The 22669-nt window shown below is 44.8% G+C and carries 17 protein-coding genes; 6 read left to right on the top strand and 11 right to left on the bottom strand.

Going from position 1 to position 22669, the window contains the following annotated elements:
• Window positions 1–43 precede the first annotated feature (43 nt).
• The 4 genes from DWZ03_RS06555 to DWZ03_RS06570 all read right to left on the bottom strand — a co-directional run bounded on the left by DWZ03_RS06555 (window position 44) and on the right by DWZ03_RS06570 (window position 7440).
• Window positions 44–760, bottom strand: a complete 717-nt coding sequence (locus tag DWZ03_RS06555) for a DUF3823 domain-containing protein (RefSeq protein ID WP_005831972.1) — start codon at window positions 758–760, stop codon at window positions 44–46.
• Window positions 761–785: 25 nt separating this feature from the next.
• Window positions 786–2777 carry a RagB/SusD family nutrient uptake outer membrane protein gene (locus DWZ03_RS06560; RefSeq protein WP_044467590.1) on the bottom strand — a complete coding sequence of 664 codons (1992 nt, stop codon included), beginning with the start codon at window positions 2775–2777 and terminating at the stop codon, window positions 786–788.
• Between the two features lie 12 nt (window positions 2778–2789).
• Window positions 2790–6191, bottom strand: a complete 3402-nt coding sequence (locus DWZ03_RS06565; protein WP_120129490.1) for a TonB-dependent receptor — start codon at window positions 6189–6191, stop codon at window positions 2790–2792.
• A gap of 235 nt (window positions 6192–6426) precedes the next feature.
• Window positions 6427–7440 (bottom strand): FecR family protein, encoded by a 1014-nt coding sequence (locus tag DWZ03_RS06570; protein ID WP_120129314.1) that lies wholly within the window; start codon window positions 7438–7440, stop codon window positions 6427–6429.
• A gap of 137 nt (window positions 7441–7577) precedes the next feature.
• Here DWZ03_RS06570 and DWZ03_RS06575 point away from each other — a divergent pair, with 137 nt between their 5' ends.
• The 4 genes from DWZ03_RS06575 to DWZ03_RS06590 all read left to right on the top strand — a co-directional run bounded on the left by DWZ03_RS06575 (window position 7578) and on the right by DWZ03_RS06590 (window position 12351).
• A complete protein-coding gene (locus tag DWZ03_RS06575; protein ID WP_117962750.1) occupies window positions 7578–8156 on the top strand; it encodes an RNA polymerase sigma-70 factor in 579 nt (192 codons plus the stop codon).
• Window positions 8157–8510: 354 nt separating this feature from the next.
• Complete coding sequence (locus tag DWZ03_RS06580) at window positions 8511–9005, top strand: hypothetical protein (protein ID WP_005831978.1); 495 nt, start codon at window positions 8511–8513, stop codon at window positions 9003–9005.
• On the top strand, window positions 9002–9931 hold the full coding sequence (locus DWZ03_RS06585; protein ID WP_005831979.1) for a ThuA domain-containing protein: 930 nt from the start codon (window positions 9002–9004) through the stop codon (window positions 9929–9931). Before DWZ03_RS06580 ends, DWZ03_RS06585 begins: the two co-directional genes overlap by 4 nt.
• 5 nt (window positions 9932–9936) lie before the next feature.
• Window positions 9937–12351, top strand: a complete 2415-nt coding sequence (locus DWZ03_RS06590; RefSeq protein WP_120129317.1) for a glycoside hydrolase family 9 protein — start codon at window positions 9937–9939, stop codon at window positions 12349–12351.
• 80 nt (window positions 12352–12431) lie between these two features.
• Here DWZ03_RS06590 and DWZ03_RS06595 read toward each other — a convergent pair whose 3' ends face one another.
• Entirely contained in the window at window positions 12432–15065 is a 2634-nt protein-coding gene (locus tag DWZ03_RS06595) for a valine--tRNA ligase (RefSeq protein ID WP_120129319.1), read from the bottom strand.
• A gap of 186 nt (window positions 15066–15251) precedes the next feature.
• Here DWZ03_RS06595 and DWZ03_RS06600 point away from each other — a divergent pair, with 186 nt between their 5' ends.
• Together DWZ03_RS06600 and mazG are read left to right on the top strand one after the other, a co-directional pair.
• The gene (locus DWZ03_RS06600; RefSeq protein ID WP_120129322.1) at window positions 15252–16298 is read left to right on the top strand and encodes a DUF3810 domain-containing protein; all 1047 of its coding nucleotides are present in this window, start codon (window positions 15252–15254) and stop codon (window positions 16296–16298) included.
• A gap of 8 nt (window positions 16299–16306) precedes the next feature.
• On the top strand, window positions 16307–17131 hold the full coding sequence (gene mazG, locus DWZ03_RS06605) for a nucleoside triphosphate pyrophosphohydrolase (RefSeq protein ID WP_120129493.1): 825 nt from the start codon (window positions 16307–16309) through the stop codon (window positions 17129–17131).
• 129 nt (window positions 17132–17260) lie between these two features.
• On the opposite strand, the gene DWZ03_RS06610 is transcribed toward mazG, so the two are convergent.
• The 6 genes from DWZ03_RS06610 to rpsA form a co-directional block, all read right to left on the bottom strand.
• Window positions 17261–17734, bottom strand: coding sequence for a hypothetical protein (locus tag DWZ03_RS06610; protein WP_035449335.1), 474 nt, complete (start codon window positions 17732–17734; stop codon window positions 17261–17263).
• A gap of 25 nt (window positions 17735–17759) precedes the next feature.
• On the bottom strand, window positions 17760–18125 hold the full coding sequence (locus tag DWZ03_RS06615) for a hypothetical protein (protein ID WP_005831990.1): 366 nt from the start codon (window positions 18123–18125) through the stop codon (window positions 17760–17762).
• A 47-nt stretch (window positions 18126–18172) separates the two neighbouring features.
• Window positions 18173–18727 (bottom strand): RNA polymerase sigma factor, encoded by a 555-nt coding sequence (locus tag DWZ03_RS06620; protein WP_005831992.1) that lies wholly within the window; start codon window positions 18725–18727, stop codon window positions 18173–18175.
• A gap of 54 nt (window positions 18728–18781) precedes the next feature.
• Window positions 18782–19696, bottom strand: coding sequence for a ribonuclease Z (locus DWZ03_RS06625; protein ID WP_044468701.1), 915 nt, complete (start codon window positions 19694–19696; stop codon window positions 18782–18784).
• Window positions 19697–19730: 34 nt separating this feature from the next.
• The gene (locus DWZ03_RS06630; protein ID WP_008665217.1) at window positions 19731–20522 is read right to left on the bottom strand and encodes a hypothetical protein; all 792 of its coding nucleotides are present in this window, start codon (window positions 20520–20522) and stop codon (window positions 19731–19733) included.
• Window positions 20523–20702: 180 nt separating this feature from the next.
• A complete protein-coding gene (rpsA, locus tag DWZ03_RS06635) occupies window positions 20703–22499 on the bottom strand; it encodes a 30S ribosomal protein S1 (protein WP_005831997.1) in 1797 nt (598 codons plus the stop codon).
• Between the last annotated feature and the right edge of the window lie 170 nt (window positions 22500–22669).

Below are 22669 nucleotides of genomic sequence, written 5' to 3' on the forward strand. Positions count from 1 at the left end.
AAGACGTTCTGCCGTCAAGCAGAACGTCTTCCTCTGCTATAAATTACAATTTTATAACTACTACCGGCGCATAATTATGCCGTACAGTACCCACACCCGAAACATCAGCCAGAGCGCCAATACGGAAATAATAATTCTTGCTGTATTTCAAGACATCAGCATTTTGTCCCAGATCGATGGACAATGTATAAATATCAGCGCTATTTATAGCAGTACTCGGACTAAACACTTGCTTATCAGTCCCTCCATTCAACGTCAATTTCACATTGTTACCTACCCACATATCTGAAAAAGCAAACAACTGAATCTCTTTCAATTTCACTTCTTGTTTACCAGCTTCCAACGAGAATGTAGCAGTAATCACATTGCCATTCTTTTCTACTTTTGGACTTTTGACGCGAATATAAGGAATAACCTTGAAATCATACACATTATCCCCTGACTTAACAACAAAATCCTTCACTTCAAATGGATAAAAATTCCCATTTTCAAAACGAACATCATAAGTGGCGGCAAAAACCATATTGTTACGGTATTCTCCGGTATTTGTGATATACCAGGTTTGATCCGTAGCATTAGTAAATCCATGCTCCCTCACTTTAATTGCATTACCGTTTTCCATATCAGAACCTACAAGTTCACCTGTCTGTTCGTCAAGGATAGAACCATGTATGGAAGCATCCGGTCCCTCATAATTATCAATTTCACAAGATGTCAATGCAAATAAGAAGCATGACACAAATAACAATATCTTTTTCATAACTTTCTACTTAATATTATTCAAATTAATGACCTGGATTCTGAACTAAACCATTCGTGGCAATATTAGGTATGCCCCTATAGTAGTTGATGTTCTGGAAAGTACGCCCTCCTCTTGTTTCGTCACCAAAGTAGTTCACCCTTGCAAAGACATATTTAGGCTCTGCACCACGCAAGTCAAGCATCGGCACCAAAGCTTTACGAATTCTATTATTGCTGAACTCAGTATGGAATTCCCTACGACGATTCATATCCCAAAAACGCTTTCCTTCAAACGCCATCTCCACACGACGTTCCTTCAAAACACTCTCTAATGTCAAAGATATCCGGTCGGTATGTCCGGCTCTACGTCGCAAAGCATTCAAATAGTTCTCAGCCAATTCCTTATCGCCAAATCCACTACCATTTTCCACAACAGCCTCAGCATAATTCAGGTAGACTTCTGCCAAACGCATATCAATATAAGAGGTAGTGGACGAAAGACGGTCGGGAGACATGCTCTCGCCCTCGGGCATATACTTACGGACTCCAAAACCTGTAGCAGTCCAATTGGCATCCTCACCACTGTTCACATTATTAAATCCGGAGAACATGGTTTCACCTTCGGCTCCTAAAGCATAATATGTTGTTCCATTTTTCTGAGTAGACTCGTTTGAATAAGCCACATAGCTATTATTGTCCTTGATAAATCCGCCCTGGATAATAATCTCAGTGCCGGCATAAGATGAACCCGGCACAACCACACTTGCCAGCAGACGTGCATCCTTGTTGGCAAACGGTTCATACAAATCGTTGTATTTAACAAAAGGTACCGACATCAAGGTGTTCACTACAGAAGCATTATTCATATTATGGAAATTAGCGATATAAGCATCTTCATTCCCATCCGTACGAGTTACAATCTTTGCACTTTTTCCCATGCCGTCATCCGTATAATCTTCAAACAAATCAACGATTTCCAACATCGGATTGAAACGTCCATATTTCAGAGCGCCCGGATTGACTTGAGGAAGGATATTAAACTGGGCATAGCTATGTCCCTGATTAGTATTGGTTGTTCCATTAAGATACGCTTTACTGAAAATGACCTCTTCATTCTGGTCATTCAGGAACAAGGCCTGGAAGTTTGATGCAGCCTCCTTAACAGTAGCCGGAGCAGGCTTATAAAGAGATTTACCGGAATTCTCTATAAGGAACTTAGATGCTTCAATACATTCTTTATAGAATGCATCGGCATCGGCAGAAGTCATTCCACCCACCAGTTTCTGAGTGACAGCCTCACCAGCCAAAGGTGCCAGATTCCAATACTTGGCTACAGAAGCTGCATGAAGTGCAACTCTTGACTTCAACGCATAAGCTGCCCACTTGGTTACGCGATACAAATCCGAACCAGAAGTCGCATCGGGCAAAGTAGCAGCAGCAAGGGTACACTCATTCAATACAAATTTCCAAGTATCCAACTCTGTACTGCGAGGAACTGCCACAGCACCCGGTCCACCATTGGCATAATCATCGTCCTGCACTTTGTCAATCAGAGGAACGCCGCCATATCTTTTTACAAGCCCATAATACATATAAGCACGTGCAAAATGGGCTTCACCAGTCATACGATCCGCATCTGCAACAGAAATTGTTCCGGCTTCTTTGGCTTTCTCTACATTCTGCATAAAAATATTCACCTGACGAATATCTCCATAGGGCCAATAATTGAATCCTTCGTAACCTATACCCACTCCTCCGTCACTACGGGTAGCTTCGTCGGTGAGAAATGCCAAATTAGTAGTTTCATTCACACCATCATAACCGCGTTGATTAAAACCAGCGTTCGGACGATAATTAAAATCTTCCATAGGAATCATGGTATATATGTTTGCCAATAGTGCCTTTACACCACCTTCTGTCTCCAATAACTGCTCGGGAGACACTTTATCCAGCGGTTCAAGTTCCAAGAAGGCATTACAACCGGACAATCCCATCAATGCACATAATGAGAATATCGATAAAATATTTTTTTTCATGGTATTTCAGAATTAAAAGTTTATGTTTAACCCAAAGTTATAAGTTCTCATCAACGGATATGCCAGGTTGGCTCCCCAATCCCTTTCCTCACGTTCGGGGTCAGCATCCTTCAAAGCCTTGTTACAGAACGTAAGCAGGTTTGAACCATTGACAAAGATACGGGCACTGTTCAACCCGATTCTTTTCATAAATGATTTTGGCAGATTGTAACCGATCTCCATACTCTTCAAACGGAGATAAGTAGCTTGCGGAAGCCAAACGGAAATACCATAATTCCATCTGCTACCATTATCCGAAGTATTGGAGAAATTGTGGCGTAATGCCGGATAATAGCCGGCTACCCATTGTGTGGCAGGATTATACGGATCATCTGTTATATTTGCAGGATGCCAACGATCTACATATTTCGCAATTAAATAAGATTTATTTGTCTTGCCACCATATCCCCAAACATCATCATTGGCATATCCGATGGAGTAACCGGAAGCTCCTTGAAACAGCATATTGAGATCAAAATTCTTATAAGAAGCCGCCAAAGTCAACCCATACTGGATAGGAGGATTTGCACCGGTTGCCCAAAACTCCGGAACACGGTCACTGCTGTTAATCCTGCCATCACCATTCAGGTCAAGCAATCTGTAACTACCCGGAAGCATCTTAGAGTTACCCAAGTTTCCACCAATCAAAGGAGCCGTTTCATACTGTTCCAAAGAAGTATATTGGCCATCGTATTTATACAACCACATCACATTACTGTTACGGTTTTCCTTTCCATTCAGCCATCTATCCATAGAACTGGTATATTCTGCATGTTCCACATGCAGACTTCTTTCACGGGCATACGTAAAATTAGCACTTACTGAATATGAGAAGTCCTTACCGATTTGTCCTCTGTGTCCCAATTCAATCTCAAAACCCCGGTTCCGGTTAGAATTCAGATTTTCCTTCGGGAAACTTGCACCAAATGTATCAGGAGCAGATTGTGCACGGTCGGCCAAAATGCCTTCATTCTTACGATTGAACCACTCGATAGTACCACTCAACTTACCGTTCCATAAGTCAAAATCCAGACCTACATTGGAAATAGAAGATGTAACCCAAGAAAGCCGGTCAGTCACTACACCAGGAGCTACCATACCCATAATCTGGCTGGCACCATCAAAAACATAACCATTAGAAGCTGAATTATAAGCAGATACATATTGGAAAGGATCACCGGCATCATATCCACTTTGCCCAAAAGAACCCCTGATTTTCAAATTAGTAATAAACGGCAAATTGTCCTTGATGAAACTTTCTTCCGAAAGTCGCCATCCGGCACTTACCGACGGGAAGAACGTCCAACGCTTAGAAGGAGCATAACGATAAGAACCATCATAACGTCCTACTACCTCCAACAAGTATTTACCGGCATAATCATAGTTCGCACGCATCAGATAGGCTGCCAAACGGCCAAAACTACGATACCCTGAATTGGTAGCTGTACCCGGACTTGCCTGATTCAAAATATCATTAGTAAACAACTCTGAATATTGCCGGGAACCGGATAATTCATCGCGTCGTGTACTGCTCAACTCTGCCACAGCTGTCACATTCAAATTGTGCTGATTGAAAGAACGCATATATTGAGCCTGCACCCTACCATAAATCTTCTGATATATTCTCATCGTATTGGAATAAGCGTCAGTACTACCTCCCGTACCGGCAGGCGCATCTGTATAATAATCATACAACGGATAAGAACGATTTAAAGAAGAGTTGTTACGATTGTTACCGTCAAATGACCCCAAAAGACTCAATGACATCCCTTTTACAAAAGGAACTTGCCAATTCAATTCCACATCGGCAGAATACGTCAGACCTCTGTTCTTGCGATAACCGTCTATATCCGGATCAACCAACGCAAAAGGATTCTTGTTTTCAGGACCGATTGCAGAGAGATGATTGGGATTGTCAATCGTATGAGTACCGATACCACGGTCATTAACCATCAAAGTCTTAAAAGTCCACATAAAATCCTCTCTCGGCCTTTGGGTTTCATCCCAACGTCCGGACAGATTCACATTCAGTTTCAGCCCTTTCGTAAGCTCTGCAGTCAGGTTACTTCTCAGATTATATCTATGATAGTATTGGATACCACTCTTCAGCAAACCATTATCGCCATTATAGCCGAAGCTCACATAATACTTCACCTTATCCGTTCCGCCTCTCACAGAAACAGTATGCGATTGCTGGAACGCCAGTTTATTCATAAACATGTCAATCCAGTTATTGTCTGTATAACCCTTAGCCCCGGTTCTATACAGTTCCAGAATATCGTCGGTGTATTCAGGGGCAGCCTGGTCATTACGTGCCCTTTCATTGGCCAACATGCGATAAGTATAAGCATCTACCGTTTCTTCCATACCCGTGGCATTCTTCATACCGAACAATGCGGAGTAAGATACCCGGGTCTTTTCGGCTACACCTTTTTTGGTAGTAACAATGATTACGCCATTGGCCGCATTCATACCATAAATAGCGGCAGAAGCATCTTTCAAAATAGAGATACTTTCTATATCCTCAGAATTCAGCTGTGCAAGTTCTTCGGTACCTTCACGTGTGATGCCGTCAATTACCACCAACGGGTCACCATAACCGCGAATGCTCACCATATTGTCGAAAGTTCCCGGCTCTCCGGTTTTCTGGCGAATCAACAGTCCCGGCATCTTACCTTGAATATTGCTAATCAGATTCTCGGTCTTGGTCGTAGCTATTTCATCAGCGCCAATGGCTGCAATGGCACCGGTCAGTGATTCTTTCTTCTGTACACCATATCCTACAACAACCACTTCATCCAATATCTCAGCATCTTCTACCAAAACTATCTTGAACGAATTTCGGCCTGCAACCTTTATGTTCTGTGTCTTATAACCTACATAGCTTATTATAAGAGTAGCATCAGAGCCCACATTGGTCAGAATGAAATTACCGTCAATGTCTGTTATGACACCGTTGGTAGTTCCCTGCACCAGGATACTGGCACCAATCACCGGTTCACCGGTTGCATCGACCACAGAACCTTTCACCGTCGCAGCCTGCAAAGCCATCTGTACCCCATCAGCTCCTACAGCTTTATCATAAAGGATTATATTACGGTCCAATACCTTATAGCCTATATTGGTTCCTTTGAATACATCGTTCAGAACCTTGAATATGGTTTTGTTATTTGCCCGGACCGATACACGGCGCTTAACGTCAATCTGCTTGTTGTTGTAGAAGAAAACAAATTCGGTACCTTGTTCCAGCTCCGTCAGTACTTCATCAACAGTCTTGTTCTCAAGAGTAATGTTTACCATTGTCTTTTGAGCATAACCTTCATTGGCAAAAGTCATACCAACCAAACAAAACAACATAAATAATGTGCATCTCATAGCAAGAGGAATTTTTTTCATGCATCTCATCAGGACACTTTTTGCCCTAAATGATTGGATACAATAGTGTTTTTTCATAATTTTGTATTGATTTCTAGTGAAAAAATAAAGTTACTTTATCTGTCGCCAAACAGATATTTAAAAGTTACTGTGTTTCATGCAGGAAAATGCGCCAACATTTTCCTGCATGTTTTTCTAAACGGACTTGTGTTTCATCATACTACTTTTTAAAGGGTTAATAAACTTCTATTACCTGTCTCTCGGCATCCACATCACCATCTTCAACAAACTTGAAATGAATATTCGAGGATATTCGGAAGTGCTCCAATATTCGCTCCAAACGTTGTTTGGTAAATGTAGCCGTAAAGGAATTCTGCTTCAATGAAGCCTTTTTCAGAATGAATTCCACATTATACCTTTTGCTCAGACTCTTCAATATATCTTCAAACGGAGTGTTCCTGAAAATCAAGCGTCCGTCCTTCCAACATGTTTCCACGTCTACATTGACTTCTTTCACAACGACCTTTTCCCGCACTATATCATAAATAACCTTTTGCCCCGGTATCATCATTACATTATTCCTCCTGCCGTTATCCACATAGGAGAAACTGACTTTACCCGAAACCAAAGTGGTCTGTACCGTCCTGCTCCCTTTGTAAGCCTCTACGTTGAACTCCGTTCCATGTACCGCTATCTCGGAATTGTTCAGCGTGCCGACAATGAACTTCTTTTCATCTTTTGCGACAGAAAAGAATGCTTCACCCACCAACTTCACTTCCCTTTTATCATCGGCAAACCGGGAAGGATAGCGCAACGACGACGACGAGTTCAGAACGACTTCCGTTCCATCCGGCAATTCGACAGAAGTAGTCATTCCCGGATTTGTCCTGACTTCCATCATATGTATCTCTTCTTTATCCTTGTCCCAATAAAGGATAGACCACGATACCATCAAAGGGATGAATAAAATGGCGGCCGCCCGTTGCATCCCTCTAAATAATACCTGATACCTATTGACCTTTTTCTGTTTCATCTTACGATGTACATCCTCCAAGGCCTTCTTTACATCCAGCCTGGATGAAATCTGCGCCATGTCCGCTGCCAGACCGAGTGTCTGAACCTGGCGGGCTGTCCTGCGGTTCTCTTCCGATGCCTCCAGCCACTCCTCTACCAGAGCAGTTTCATCCTCCGTTGTCTCTCCTTCATAATACCTGAGAAGCAGATCCTCCATTCCCTCTCTTTTTACCATAATTTTTATTGCTAGCTTTAATCAAAAGACAAACGGGCGAAAAGAACTCCTAAACAAAAAGCTAAAAATATTTTATACACTTAGATTATAATGGGAAAAAAAGCTATTTTTGCCCAACAATAATGAACCCCCACCCTATGAGAAACATACCATTGGAAGATACATCTTTATTATCCGCCATACAAAAAGGAGATAGAAGTGCTTTTGATGTGTTATTTCAAAAGTACTATTCTGTGCTCTGCACCTACTGCTATCGTTTTGTCCGGTTGGAAGATGCAGAAGAGATTGTTCAGGACGTCATGCTATGGCTTTGGGAAAACCGCGAAAGACCCATTATCGAATATTCGCTCAAGCAATATCTGTTCAAGGCTGTCTACCATCGTTGCATGACCCGGATTGCCCAAAATGAAGTGAAGCAACGGGCAGACACCGCTTACTATGAACGAATGTTCACCATGCTGCAGGAGGTGGATATCTATCAAATCAACGAATTAAGCAAGCATATACAAAGGGCCATCAACGAACTGCCGCCTACTTATAGGGAAGCTTTCATCATGCATCGTTTCCAGAATCTGAGTTACAAGGAAGCTGCCGAACTACTCAACGTTTCCCCAAAAACGGTAGACTACCGCATTCAGCAGGCTTTGAAGATTTTAAGGGTCAAGCTGAAAGATTATCTGCCACTGATATTGATGCACCTGCTCACCTCGCATTAAGACCATACATAAGCGGAACGTCCCCTATACCTTGTCGGCTACACACCGGGACTTAGCCCTAAAGAGTATAGAACTGAGAGGTCAAAACATCCGGATGTTTTACCCCAATACATGGGGATGTTTTCACCCAAAACACCCGGATGTATTACCCCAAAACATCCGGGTGTATTAATGGAAAGGATGCGGATGTTATGACCTCTCAGTATACGGGTCAGACTGGTTCAGTCCTGATGGGAGAGGCACTAAGTCCCTATACATCCCGTATTCATTAATTATTCTAAAAAAAGTTAGGGAAAACTCCGGGCCACCGGTCATATAAGCAAGAAGCAACCCTATTATTATCATAACCTCAAAATGCACGCAATGAGAAAACTGATTATCCTATTGTCGGCGCTGGTGTACGTCATCCATGCACAAGCGCAATTTTCAGTGACAGCCCATCAGGAAGGATGGGACAATATCCCTCCACAAGTACAAAAACCGGGATTTTCCTTTCAGCAATCCGTATTTGCCAATATGGACGGGGACGATGCCCTTGAAGAAGTAATGCTTTTCGGACGTGACAACGGACACTACCCCACTTTCGACCTTTTCAAGGCCTACTATGCAATCGTAGACAACTATACCAAAGAAGTACAATACATTTCCGACGAGATTTATGTCACCGACAAGTACAATCTCCTTGTAGAAGACCGCAACAAGGACGGCATCTCCGAGCTCTACATATCCTACTTCAAAGACGGAAAGTTCAGCGTAGACGAACAAGGTTACAATCTGCGCACCACACGCTGCTACGACCGTATAGAATGGAACCCTACTGGCAAAAACTTTAAATCTTCCGGAAAATGAAAACAAGACTGACACTTATCCTGGTACTCCTTATTTATATAGGAGCTGCCTCGCACACACACGCACAGCAAAAGAAAGTAATCAAAACCATGATGATAGCCGGGCAGGACGGCAGCCATTACTGGCAAGGCGCCTGCGAAGCCATGAAGCAGATATTGGAAAACAGCGGAATGTTCAAAGTGGACTTCGCCTTTACACCCGACTTTGGTGGAGACATCGCTACCTTCAAACCCGATTTCCACCAATATGATTTAATCGTCATCAACTACGGCGGAGCTACATGGACAGAGCCCGTACGCAAGAATTTCGAGAAATACGTTGCCGATGGAGGCGGTGTGGTAGTGATACATTCTTCCGTCGTCCCGATGGCCGACTGGAAAGAATACAACGAGATAATAGGCATGGGGGCATGGGACGGACGAAACGAAAAGGACGGTCCGTATCTGTACTGGAAAGACGGACAATACGTCTACGACTACTCTCCGGGGTATGCCGGCTACCACGGCTTGCAGCACGAAACCGTCATAGAACACCGCGCCCCCCATCATCCTATCCTGCAAGGATTGCCTCCTCAATGGAAACACTTCAAGGACGAGATATATACCCGCCTACGCGGTCCGGTAAGAAACATGGAAATATTGGCAACCGCCTACGAACGCGGACGGCATGAACCGTTGATGTGGACAGTAAGCTACGGGAAAGGGCGCATATTCGTCGACCTCCTGGGGCACTGCGGCAACGACCCGAACATGACTTACTCCATGCGCTGCACCGGTTTCCAGGTGACTTTACTCCGGGGATGCGAATGGGCTGCCACCGGCGCCGTCACCCAAGAAGTTCCCGCAGATTTCCCACTGAAGGATACTTATACATTACGTCCGGAGTTCAAGGCTCCTTTTCATGCTTACCCTAAAACCAAACACTGAATACCATGAAATACATCATCCGAACACTACTGCTGGCATGCTGCTGCATGCAGGCACAAGCACAAGCTCCGTGGAAACCCGATACGGAACTGGAGAAACAATTACAGCAAAGCAATCATGTGCACCGCATAATGAAAGCTAATCCCGCACACGCCGGACTGACGCGGTGGGAAAAGAAAGAGGTATTGAAAAGCAGGGTACTCCCTCTGGCCGAAGATTTCGGTGCTCTGCGCCATACCGGACCCGGAACCATACATGTAGACCGTAAAGTCACTGTCTCAGGCAAAGGAAGTGTCCGTCTGGACACTCCTGCCTCCTTGGGCAAGAAGAATCCAACAAACCGGAATTACGCCACCCCGGAGATTATCCGTCCCCTCGACCGGGAAGACTTGCGGGAATACAACCGCTTTTCCGTTTGGGTATATGTGGATGCACCGGGCGTTTATCTGACCTTTGCCGGATTCACCCTATACAATGAAGGGGAGAAAATCATGCCGACTCCCGGACGCTTTGAAGGACAACACTTCGAGACTGTCTATCCCAACAAATGGCAGCACATCATATGGGAGATACCGGACCTATACCGTGACTGTGTCACCGGCTTTTCGGTAAACATCATGCTGGCAGGTGCTCCTGCAGGAGCCAGCGAATGCATGAGCCTATACATAGACGACATGCGCATCGAAAAGGTAGAAGCGGAAAACAGCCGGGGATTCGACCTGCGAAAAGATGCAATGGCCTACTGCCACAGCGGATACAAGCCGGGAGCACGCAAGCAGGCTTTGGTGCAGCACGTACCGGAAAGGACTTTCAGCCTACACGATGCCGCCACGGGACAAACCGTTTATCAAGGTAAGGCCAGTCCTCTGAATCAAGACAAGAAGCAGGACAAAGGATTTCTTGTGCTGGACTTCAGCAGTTTCAATACGCCCGGACAATACTTCCTCTCCATCGGTGATGTACAATCAAAGCCTTTCCCCATCGGAAATGATGCCTACCTGTCTACCGCCTGGCACACGCTGAACTTCTTCTTTTCCGAACGTTGCGGTTTCGACCAGCCCGGCATTCATCAGGAATGCCATCAGGATGTATTCGCCTATCATCCCGACGGACGGAGCATGAGCATTGCCGGAGGATGGCACGATGCAGCCGACCTGACTCAAGGAACGGGAAATACAGCCGAATCGTGCATCGCCCTCCTCGAAATGGCCGGTGCCGTACAAAGCAAAGACAGTATCTTCTACGAACGCCTGCTGGAAGAGGCACGCTGGGGAGTGAACTGGATTCTGCGTACCCGCTTCGGTGACGGCTACCGACTGGGTGGACTGATTATCGGCATTTGGACAAAGAATATCCGTGGTGACAAAGACGACATGCAGACAGAAGCACGAAATACGCCTACGGACAATCTGAAAGCCGCTTCCAGTTGCGCACTCGCCGCCCCTCATTTTGAAAAGAAAGACCCAGTGTTTGCACGGTGGTGCCGGAACAGTGCCATTGAGGACTTCCAATTCACCATCGACCTGCTGGATACGCAAAGGACGGAACAGAACGAAACCGAACTTTATGCCCTTGCCACCGTCACAGCCATGCGTTTGTACCGCCTTACACAAGATGTTTACTATCTGGACTGGGCAACCCGGCTGGCACGTACCGTCATGGCGGGCCAACAGTTGGAAAAGCGTACCGACTGGAAAATCCCCCTGCGAGGTTTCTTCTATGAATCTTCCCGGAAAAAGCGTATTCTGGCCTATTATCACCAAAGCCAAGAGCACTTGATGGCCGAAGGACTCTCGATGCTACTGACAGATGCCCCCACCCATCCGGACGCCCCGTTGTGGCAGGCATCTTGTGAAGCCTATGCAGACTATCTACGCGGGGTTTCACAACTGATTGAGCCGTATGGCATACTGCCAAGCGCCGTATACGAGGTGGATAATACCGATTATAAGAATCTGTACCATGAAGGCGAGCAGGTAGGGCTTCCCAGTCTGGAAGAATACAATGCACAAGTGCGCAACGGTATCCCTCTCTCAAAGAACTTCTACCTGCGCCGTTTCCCCGTTGCCTACCAGTTCAGGGGATTCCACGCCGTTGTCATGGGCAAAGCCAAGGCTGCCTTTATCCTTGCACGCCTATTCAATGATAAAGCGTTAAGGGATATTGCAACCCGCCAGATAGAGTATATATTGGGCTACAACCCTTTTGCCATGAGTACCGTTTATGGAGACGGATATGACTACCCGCCACTTTACGGGGCCTATGCCGGAGATGTGGTGGGAGCTGTACCCGTAGGGATCGAAACATTCGAAAATGAGGACGAACCCTACTTCCCGATGCAAAATAACTGCACTTACAAGGAAATCTGGACACACACCACCGCACGCCTAATGTGGTGCGTAGCAGAACTGTTCAAATAAACAGTTCATTATACCGCTAAAAAAAGCTCCGGAGTTGAAGGTTCCGGAGCTTTTTCTCTGTTTTTATGTGTGATGGACAGTTATGCCTTTTTCAATGCTGCAATACTTTCCTTGAGAGATTTGATGATACTTTCAGCATCTGCCTGCTTCTTGCGTTCCATCTCAAGAACAGCGGCAGGAGCGTTGTTCACAAACTTCTCGTTACCCAGCTTCTTCAGCACACCCTGCAAGAATCCTTCCTTATGCTTCAGTTCGGCCTCCATACGGGCTATCTCGGCTTCCACGTCAATCATATTACCCAAAGGTACAGTATATTCCGTAGTACCTACCATGAAGGAAGCAGCACCGTCGGCCTTGTTCTCCACTATATTGATGGAGGAAAGGTTACACATTTTCATGATAACCGCGTTGAATGCCACAACCGGATTCTCACCGATAACCTGCAACTCAAGTGCCTCTTTTTGGGCGATGTTCTTCTGCAAACGGATGGAACGGATATTGCTGATAACCTCTTTCACCACTTCAAACTCCCGGATGATATCCTCATCTACCAATGCCGACATTGACAACGGGCTTACCATCAAGCTCTCACCGTCTGTACGGTCGCAAAGATGCTGCCACAACTCCTCTGTAATAAATGGCATGAACGGATGGAGCAGATGCAACAAGTTATCAAAGAAACCGATAGTTGCTTCATACACTTTCCGGTTGATGGGCTGGCCGTATGCCGGTTTAATCATTTCCAGATACCAGGAAGAGAATTCGTCCCAGAACAGTTTGTAAACAGCCATCAGCGCTTCACTCAAACGGTACTTGCTGAACAAATCAGCCACTTCGGCAGCTACTTCATTCTGCTTGGCCTCAAACCAGCGTACTGCCAGTTCTGAAGCTTCCGGTACCGGAACTTCCGCACTGACTTCCCAACCTTTAATCAGACGGAAAGCGTTCCATATCTTATTATTGAAGTTACGTCCTTGCTCACACAATGCATCGTCAAAGAGGATGTCGTTTCCGGCAGGAGCTGAAAGCATCATGCCCATACGTACACCGTCGGCACCGTATTTCTCAATCAAATCCAGCGGGTCGGGAGAATTACCCAACGACTTGGACATCTTACGTCCCAGCTTGTCACGGACAATACCCGTAAAGTAAACGTTCTTGAACGGCATCTTGCCTTCGTACTCATAGCCTGCCATAATCATACGGGCTACCCAGAAGAAGATAATGTCCGGACCGGTCACCAAGTCGCTGGTAGGATAATAGTAGCTGATTTCCTCATTGCCCGGATTATTGATACCGTCAAACAAAGAGATAGGCCACAGCCAGGAAGAGAACCAAGTATCCAAGCAGTCTTCGTCTTGACGAAGGTCTTCCTGTTTAAGACCGGCATTACCCGTTTTCTCTTTTGCCAAAGCCAAGGCTTCTTCGGGAGTGGCAGCCACTACATAGCCACCTTCCGGCAAGAAATAGGCAGGAATACGGTGTCCCCACCACAACTGGCGGCTGATACACCAGTCCTTGATATTTTCCAGCCAGTTCTTGTACGTGTTCTTATATTTGGCAGGATAGAACTTCAATTCATCATTCATTACCGGCGGCAAAGCCATGTCGGCAAAGTGCTGCATCTTCAGGAACCATTGCATGGAAAGCTTCGGTTCGATGGGCACATTGGTACGTTCGGAGAAACCTACCTTGTTGGTATAGGCTTCCACTTTCTCCAACAGACCGGCAGCAGCCAGGTCCTTCTCAATCTGCTCGCGCACATCGAAACGGTCCATACCGATATACAAGCCGGCAGCTTCACTAAGCGTTCCGTTATCATTGAAGATGTCGATGCTCGGCAGATTGTACTTCTCACCCAGCATGTAGTCGTTCACATCGTGGGCAGGAGTTACCTTCAGACAACCGGTACCGAACTCTATATCTACGTAATCGTCCTCGATAACCGGAATAACACGTCCTACCAACGGAACAATCACCTTCTTACCCTTCAACCAGGTATTCTTGGGGTCATTCGGATTGATGCACATGGCTGTATCTCCCATGATGGTTTCAGGGCGGGTGGTAGCAACCACTGCATAACGTCCTTCGGGGTCACCTTCTACCATATACTTCAGATAGTACAGCTTGCTGTGCTCTTCCTTGTAGATAACTTCCTCGTCACTAAGTGCGGTCAGTGCCTTAGGGTCCCAGTTCACCATGCGGACACCACGATAAATCAGACCTTTGTTATACAAGTCAACAAAAACCTTGAGCACGCTTTCACTGCGTTTCTCATCCATAGTAAAAGCTGTACGATCCCAATCGCAAGAAGCACCCAGCTTGCGGAGCTGCTTCAAGATGATGCCGCCATGTTCGTCAGTCCATTCCCAGGCATGCTTCAAGAACTCGTCGCGGGTAAGGTCTGTCTTCTTGATGCCTTGTGCGGCAAGTTTGTTCACCACCTTGGCCTCGGTAGCAATGGATGCATGGTCGGTTCCCGGCACCCAGCAGGCATTCTTGCCTTCCATGCGGGCACGGCGTACCAGAATATCTTGTATGGTATTATTAAGCATGTGTCCCATGTGCAACACACCGGTGACGTTGGGGGGCGGGATGACGACGGTGTAAGGCTCACGACCATCGGGTTTCGAACTGAATAATTTGTGGTCCAACCAATACTGGTACCACTTTCCCTCCACGTCAGCGGGATTGTACTTACTTGCTAATTCCATGTTTTTAAATCTCTATAATTAATTTATTGCGAATAACGGGCGCAAAATTAATGAATTAAAATTTAAATATATATTTTTGTCCCTACAAAATGAGTCAGGAGTTAGTAGGAGTTAAAGGGAGTTATCGCCCTCCGGGCTTAGGAGTTAGAGGTCGATAGTCCTCTTAATGGTAGGTTGAAAATAAAAATGAGAGACAAATTGAAAATCCGGTATGTCGTATTAATCGTATTACTGTCTGTTGTATGGGCAACGCAGCTCATTCCAATATTGGGAGAAGTATATGCACAGTCTGTATATCCGGTGATTTCCCATTTCTTGTCCTCCTTTTCAAAACTCATGCCTTTTGCCATAGGCGACTTGTTTATTTTCCTCAGTGTACTCGGACTTCTTTTCAATCCAATCAGGGCACGCTATATCCAAAAGAAAAAGTGGAAACAGATTCTGCTGAACGAAATGGAATACTTGCTGTGGATATATGCATGGTTCTATCTGGCATGGGGACTGAACTACTCACAGAAAGATTTCTATGGCAGGACAAACATTCCTTATACTGCCTATACTCCCGAAATCTTTCAGTCATTTGTAGACAACTATATAGACAAGCTGAATGCTTCCTATACAGATGTCACCTCCATTGACGAACCATTGGTCTGCCGGGAAAGCGTACACGGATACAACCAAATCAGCGATACGCTGGGGATACATCGCCCTCCCCACTCCTCTCCGCGCGTGAAGACCATGCTTTTCACTCCGTTCATTTCCATGGTCGGTGTTACGGGAAGCATGGGACCTTTCTTCTGCGAATTCACGCTGAACGGCGATTTGCTTCCACCACAATATCCTGCTACTTATGCCCACGAGCTGGCACACTTTTTAGGCATCACCAGCGAGGCAGAAGCCAACTTCTACGCTTACCAGGTCTGCACCCGTTCGCAGGTGAAAGAGATTCGTTTCAGTGGGTATTTCTCCGTACTCCCACATGTGCTGGGCAATGCCCGCCGACTGATGAGCGAAGAAGAATACGCAGAACTTTTCAGCCGGATACGTCCTGAAATCATAGAACTGGCCCAAAAGAATCAACAATACTGGATGGAGAAATACAGTCCGCTCATCGGAGACATCCAGAACTTTATCTACGACTTGTACCTTAAAGGAAACAAGATTCAAAGCGGACGCAAGAACTATTCGGAAGTGATAGGATTACTCATCTCATACGAAGAATGGAAAAACTAAATTTCAAAATCATGCATACAAGAAAAGAACAGATGGAAGCCTTCGGCCGCTTCCTCGACATACTCGACGAGCTCCGCGAGAAATGTCCCTGGGACCGCAAGCAGACCAACGAAAGTCTGCGCCCCAATACTATCGAAGAGACTTATGAACTTTGTGACGCCTTGATGCGCGATGACAAGAATGACATCTGCAAAGAGTTGGGCGATGTGTTGCTGCATGTGGCTTTTTACGCAAAGATAGGCTCCGAAACCGATGATTTCGATATGAAAGACGTATGCGACCGTCTTTGTGAGAAACTTATTTTCCGCCATCCCCATGTCTTCGGCGATGTAAAGGCCGAAACCGCAGGCCAGGTTTCTGAAAACTGGGAACAGCTAAAATTGAAGGAAAAAGATGGGAACAAAACAGTGCTGAGCGGTGTACCCGCTGCCCTACCCTCACTCATCAAGGCCTATCGTATCCAGGACAAGGCCCGTAATGTAGGATTTGACTGGGAGGAACGCGAGCAAGTGTGGGATAAGGTAAAAGAAGAAATCCAAGAATTCCAGGCTGAAGTCGCCCACATGGATAAAGAAAAGGCTGAAGCTGAATTCGGCGATGTCATGTTCAGCCTCATCAATGCTGCCCGCCTCTACAAAATCAATCCGGACAATGCGCTGGAACAGACCAACCAGAAGTTCATCAACCGCTTCAACTATGTAGAAGCGCACAGCATCAAGGAGGGCAAAAACCTCCATGACATGACGCTGGAGGAGATGGATAAGCTATGGAACGAAGCGAAAGTACTGGAAAAAGAAGGGAAACAAAATGATTCTTCTAAAGGTCAGGTTTAGCTGGCTAAAGTAAAGGTTTAGGGAACTAAAGTAGAGGTTTAGCAAGGCTAAAACAAGGTATCTATCATTTAAAAAAGAAGGTTGCTCACATCATTGTGGCAACCTTCCTTATTTGTATTCATTCACTATTCATCTTTTTCCTTGTGTTTTTCGTGGAGAAGCATCCCCCTTTTTATGCATGCCTTTCAGTAATTCACGGTGGAAACGCATTTCAGCCCTTTGCACCAGATAAATCTTTTTACAAGGCAATATTTTCTTGAACTTATCAAAGTAGGTCTTGTCCAACCGGTCAGAAGCGATACGGGCATCATATACACCTTCCATAATTTCCTCATACTGGGCTTCGGTTGTTTTTTCATCTTTCCCTTGTCGAAGCAACTTCCAAGCCTCGTCATTTAGCTGCTTTTTCCGGTCCTGCAATTCAAAATACAATGGGAAGAACTTGGCTGCCTCCTCACTCGTCAGTCCGGCTTTCTCCGTTATAAACGCTTTTTGTTTGGCACGAAACTCTTCAGGTGACAGATGCTGGTCACATCCATCGCTAGCCCAAAGCAGAGGCATAATGCCACATATCATAACCAATAAAACAATTAGTTTCTTCATTTTTAAATAGTTGAGTGTTGTTACCTTATTCTGCATCAGAGTCTGCCAAATAAACATACAATGAATAATCATCCAGCATGGAATTCTCTACAGCCATATTAATATATTCCATTTCTGTTTCCGTATCATCAGCAGCCATACGCTCTACAGATGGAGTATGCTCCGAAGAAGCTACACGGATAATCAATGCCGCACCTATAAACATGGCGGTCATATACAACCAAGGCCTTACCTTCTGCCACATTGTAGGCTCTGTCTGCACAGCAATGAGTTTCTCTTTTTCGGGAAGCCGGTTCATTACCTCTGAAGTAAGATTCTCAAAGTAGCCTTCAGGAACGCGGAAAGGATTTTCCGTCCCTATCTTTTTCTGTATTTTATCTTCTTCTTTCATAAGCTTTCTCCTTTCTGTTTAATTAGACATTGTTTTGTGGCAAAGGTTTAATACTCCTCACCCAAAAACTTTTCTATTTTCTTCACGGCATGGTGATAGGAAGCCTTCAAGGCACCTACGGAAGTACCAAATATATCGGACATCTCTTCGTATTTCATTTCCTGGTAATACTTCAGGTTAAACACCATACGTTGTTTTTCCGGCAAGGCAAGCAAGGCTTTTTGCAAAGCCATCTCTGCTTTATCACCGGAGAAGTAAGGATCACTTTCAAGCTTTTGAAGTGCATCTGCCTCGGGGTCATCCAAAGAGACTGTGGAAGCAGCCCGTTGTTTGTTCAGAAAAGTGAGGCATTCATTCAAGGCTATGCGATAGAGCCAGGTAGAGAGTTTAGCCTCTGCCCGGAAATAATCTATATTAATCCATGCTTTAATGAAAGTATTCTGAAGTAAATCATTGGCATCTTCATGAGAGAGGACCATACGACGAATCTGCCAATACAACTGCTCGCTATATTGGGTAACAATCATCTCAAATCCCCGCTTTTGTGTGCTTTCTTCTTGTAGAAGAGCCAACACTTCGCGTTCATTATAGGAAGGGGTCATAAATTTCTATTCGCATTTGTTGTTTTAGACTGCCAAAGATACGAAAAGTTTAATTCATACCGATACACAAAGTGTTTCTTTGGCAAGCTGAGTATCCGGAAAAATAGCGGATGCTTCTTGAAGCAAGACATTTTCATCTTCGTATCGTGCCGAAAAATGTCCTATCAACAACTTCTTCACCTCAGCCCTCCTGGCTATTTCGGCCGCTTGTGTAGCAGTTGTATGAAATGTTTCTTTGGCACGTGGCGCATCCTCATTCGCAAATGTCGCCTCATGAAAAAGTAAATCAACCCCTTTTATCTGCTCCACGATAGAAGGAAGATAGATGGTATCCGAGCAATAAGCATAACTGCGGGACGGAGCAGAAGGACGGGTCAACAAGTTGTTGGAAACCGTTTTTCCCTCCGGTGTCACGTAATCGGCCCCATTCTTTATACGATTCAATTCGTATACCGGCACTTGGTAGAAATCGACCATTTCACGGATAATATGGTTAGGACGCCGCTTTTCTGCAAACAAAAAGCCACAACACGGCATACGATGACGCAAAGGAATGGTAGTAACCGTCAACGAACGGTCTTCATAAATCAGCATCGGTTCTTTCGTATCAAACTCATGGAAAAGGACCTTGTACGTCATCTGCCTATTAAAAAAATCCAGCATAGGTGTCAACAATGTTTCCAGCCCTTTGGGAGAATGGATATGCAACTCTGCTGTACGTCCTAAAAGGTTAAGTGTAGAAATCAGTCCTAATAAGCCAAAACAATGGTCTCCATGCAAGTGAGAGATAAAGATATGATTCAAACGCGAAAACTTCAGATGTGATTTACGGAACTGCAACTGCGCCCCTTCCCCACAATCAATCATAAACAACTTGTCGCGCACGTTCACAATTTGAGACGTAGGGAAATGACGCGTTGTGGGTAAAGCGGAACCACAACCAAGAATATGTAACTCAAATTTTTCCATTCCAAACCTTCCGAACTGATTTCTACTCCTTGATTTATAGAAGAGCCTTTATCTCTGAAACTCCAAAGGATATTTCAAAAGTTTCTCCGGATTTATTCCCTTTATACAGATAGCCCACCCCTTTATCACACTTCACACATACTTCCAAGAACATGCGCAAGGCTGGATCGGAGGAGTTCAAAGAGTTCTTCACATTTGCCTTCATCTGTTCGGCATTTTCCTTCAAAGCAGACATCTGTACTACAGATTCGTCAATCGTATAATGATAAAGCACCTTATCCGACTCGATTGTCAGTTTATTGAGCATAGTGGCTTCATCCACCTGCATCGGGCACGATACGTTGGTCATCTTCACTTGCTCTTCCAGTTTCTTCTTATCACTGCTTTCAGCAGTTGAACCGCCATTCAATATATCTTTCAAGTCCTGAGTAGTCAGATAACATTCCACTTCGTTACCGGATGTCTTTCCTTTATATATGAACTTTATACCGGAATCAGTACCGACAACCAAATCCAGCATCTCTTTAATGGACCCTTGTGGATTACCGAACATAACAGTCACAGCAGACTTCATTGCATCAGGATTCTCTTTCAAAGCGTCTATATTGAGGAAACTTTCATTCATAAGCAGTACATATACCACATCCGACCCATCAAAAGTAATACTGGATATTTCGCCGGAAGCTCCCATATCCATGGGACATTGTTTGTTGGCTGCTGCGATAGCCAGCTTGAGTTTAGACTTCTGGCCGCATGCGGTTAGTAACATCAGCGACAGGCAAGTGAACAACACCATCTTCCCTGCATTTTTGAACATGTTTTTCATAATAAATGAAAATTAAATTATTGAATATTTCTATGATTGCAAAAGTAACCACCCTGCAAAGATAAACATTTATGGAAAAACCATCCTTAATTCCATAAAATTCTATTGACAAATCATAAAAAAGAAGGGCACTTGTTTGCGCAAGTACCCTTCCTTCATTTATAGAACGGAGTAATTAAATTATTTCTTTCCAGCTTCCATCTGTTCCTTCAAGGCAGCCAAAGCATCAATGTCACCCAGAGTAGTAGATGCAGCCTGGTTTTGGATAGCAGGAGCAACGTCTTCTCTCTTACCGGTTGACTTCTTAGTAGCAGCCTTCTTTTCAGCTCTTTCTTCTGCCTTTGCAGCATCTTCGAAGATACGGCTGTGAGAAAGGATGATACGCTTAGCGTCCTTGTTGAACTCAATTACCTTGAATTCAAGCTTCTCGTCCAACTGAGCTTGTGATCCGTCTTCCTTAACGAGGTGCTTCGGAGTAGCGAAACCTTCTACACCATAAGGCAGAGCAACTACAGCACCCTTATCCAGCATTTCGATAATAGTACCTTCGTGTACAGAACCTACTGTAAATACAGTTTCAAATACATCCCAAGGATTTTCTTCGAGTTGCTTGTGGCCAAGGCTCAAGCGACGGTTTTCCTTGTCGATTTCCAGAACTTGTACGTCGATGTCTGCACCAATCTGAGTGAATTCAGACGGATGTTTAACCTTCTTCGTCCAAGACAGGTCAGAGATGTGAATCAAGCCGTCAACACCTTCTTCGATTTCAACGAATACACCGAAGTTAGTGAAGTTACGAACTTTTGCAGTGTGCTTGCTGCCGATAGGATACTTCTCTTCGATAGTTTCCCACGGGTCAGACTTCAGCTGCTTGATACCCAAAGACATCTTACGCTCTTCGCGGTCCAAAGTCAGGACTACTGCCTCAACTTCGTCACCTACCTTCATGAAGTCCTGTGCAGAACGCAAGTGCTGTGACCAAGACATTTCAGATACGTGAATCAGACCTTCAACACCCGGAGCGATTTCGATGAATGCACCGTAGTCAGCCATAACTACAACTTTACCCTTCACGTGGTCGCCAACCTTCAGGTTAGCATCCAGTGCATCCCAAGGATGCGGAGTGAGTTGCTTCAAGCCGAGAGCGATACGCTTCTTCTCATCATCGAAGTCAAGGATAACGACGTTGAGTTTCTGGTCGAGTTCAACCACTTCTTTCGGATCGCTAACACGGCCCCAAGAAAGGTCTGTAATGTGAATCAAACCATCTACGCCACCCAAGTCGATAAATACACCATAGGAAGTGATATTCTTAACGGTACCTTCGAGAACTTGTCCTTTTTCGAGTTTACCGATGATTTCCTTCTTCTGTTGTTCCAGTTCGGCTTCGATAAGAGCCTTGTGGGAAACAACCACATTCTTGAATTCCTGGTTGATCTTAACAACCTTGAATTCCATAGTTTTGCCAACGAATACATCGTAGTCGCGGATAGGCTTCACGTCGATTTGAGAACCCGGCAAGAAAGCTTCGATGCCGAATACGTCTACAATCATACCACCCTTTGTGCGGCACTTGATGTAACCCTTGATAATTTCTTCGTTTTCCAAAGCTGCGTTTACGCGATCCCAAGAACGGGTAGCACGAGCTTTACGGTGAGACAGAACGAGCTGTCCTTTCTTGTCTTCCTGGTTTTCGATGTATACCTCAACAGTATCACCAACCTTCAGTTCAGGATTGTAACGGAATTCACTCATCGGAATGATACCGTCTGATTTGTAACCGATGTTCACAACTACTTCACGCTTGTTCATTGCGATTACGGTTCCATCAACTACCTCGCGGTCGTTAACCTTGTTCAACGTATTGTCATACGCCTTTTCCAGTTCTTCGTGGCTTGCACTGGCTACTGATTCGCCGTTCTCATAAGCATCCCAGTTGAAGTCTTCAATAGGAGCTACATTCTTTAAATTTTCCATTAATAAATAAATTGTTTAACTCGTTAATTAAGTGAGACTTTATGTTGAATCATTGTAAATCGGGCGCAAAGATAGAAGTATTTTCTTGAACTACAAAACAAAAAGCATTCAAAACAGCAGTGGAATAATCAATTAAAGAATAAAAAAAATGTTACCTTTGCATCGTTTCA

The organism is Bacteroides sp. AF29-11, assembly GCF_003602895.1.
In the GTDB taxonomy this organism is placed as follows: Bacteria; Bacteroidota; Bacteroidia; order Bacteroidales; family Bacteroidaceae; genus Bacteroides; species Bacteroides uniformis.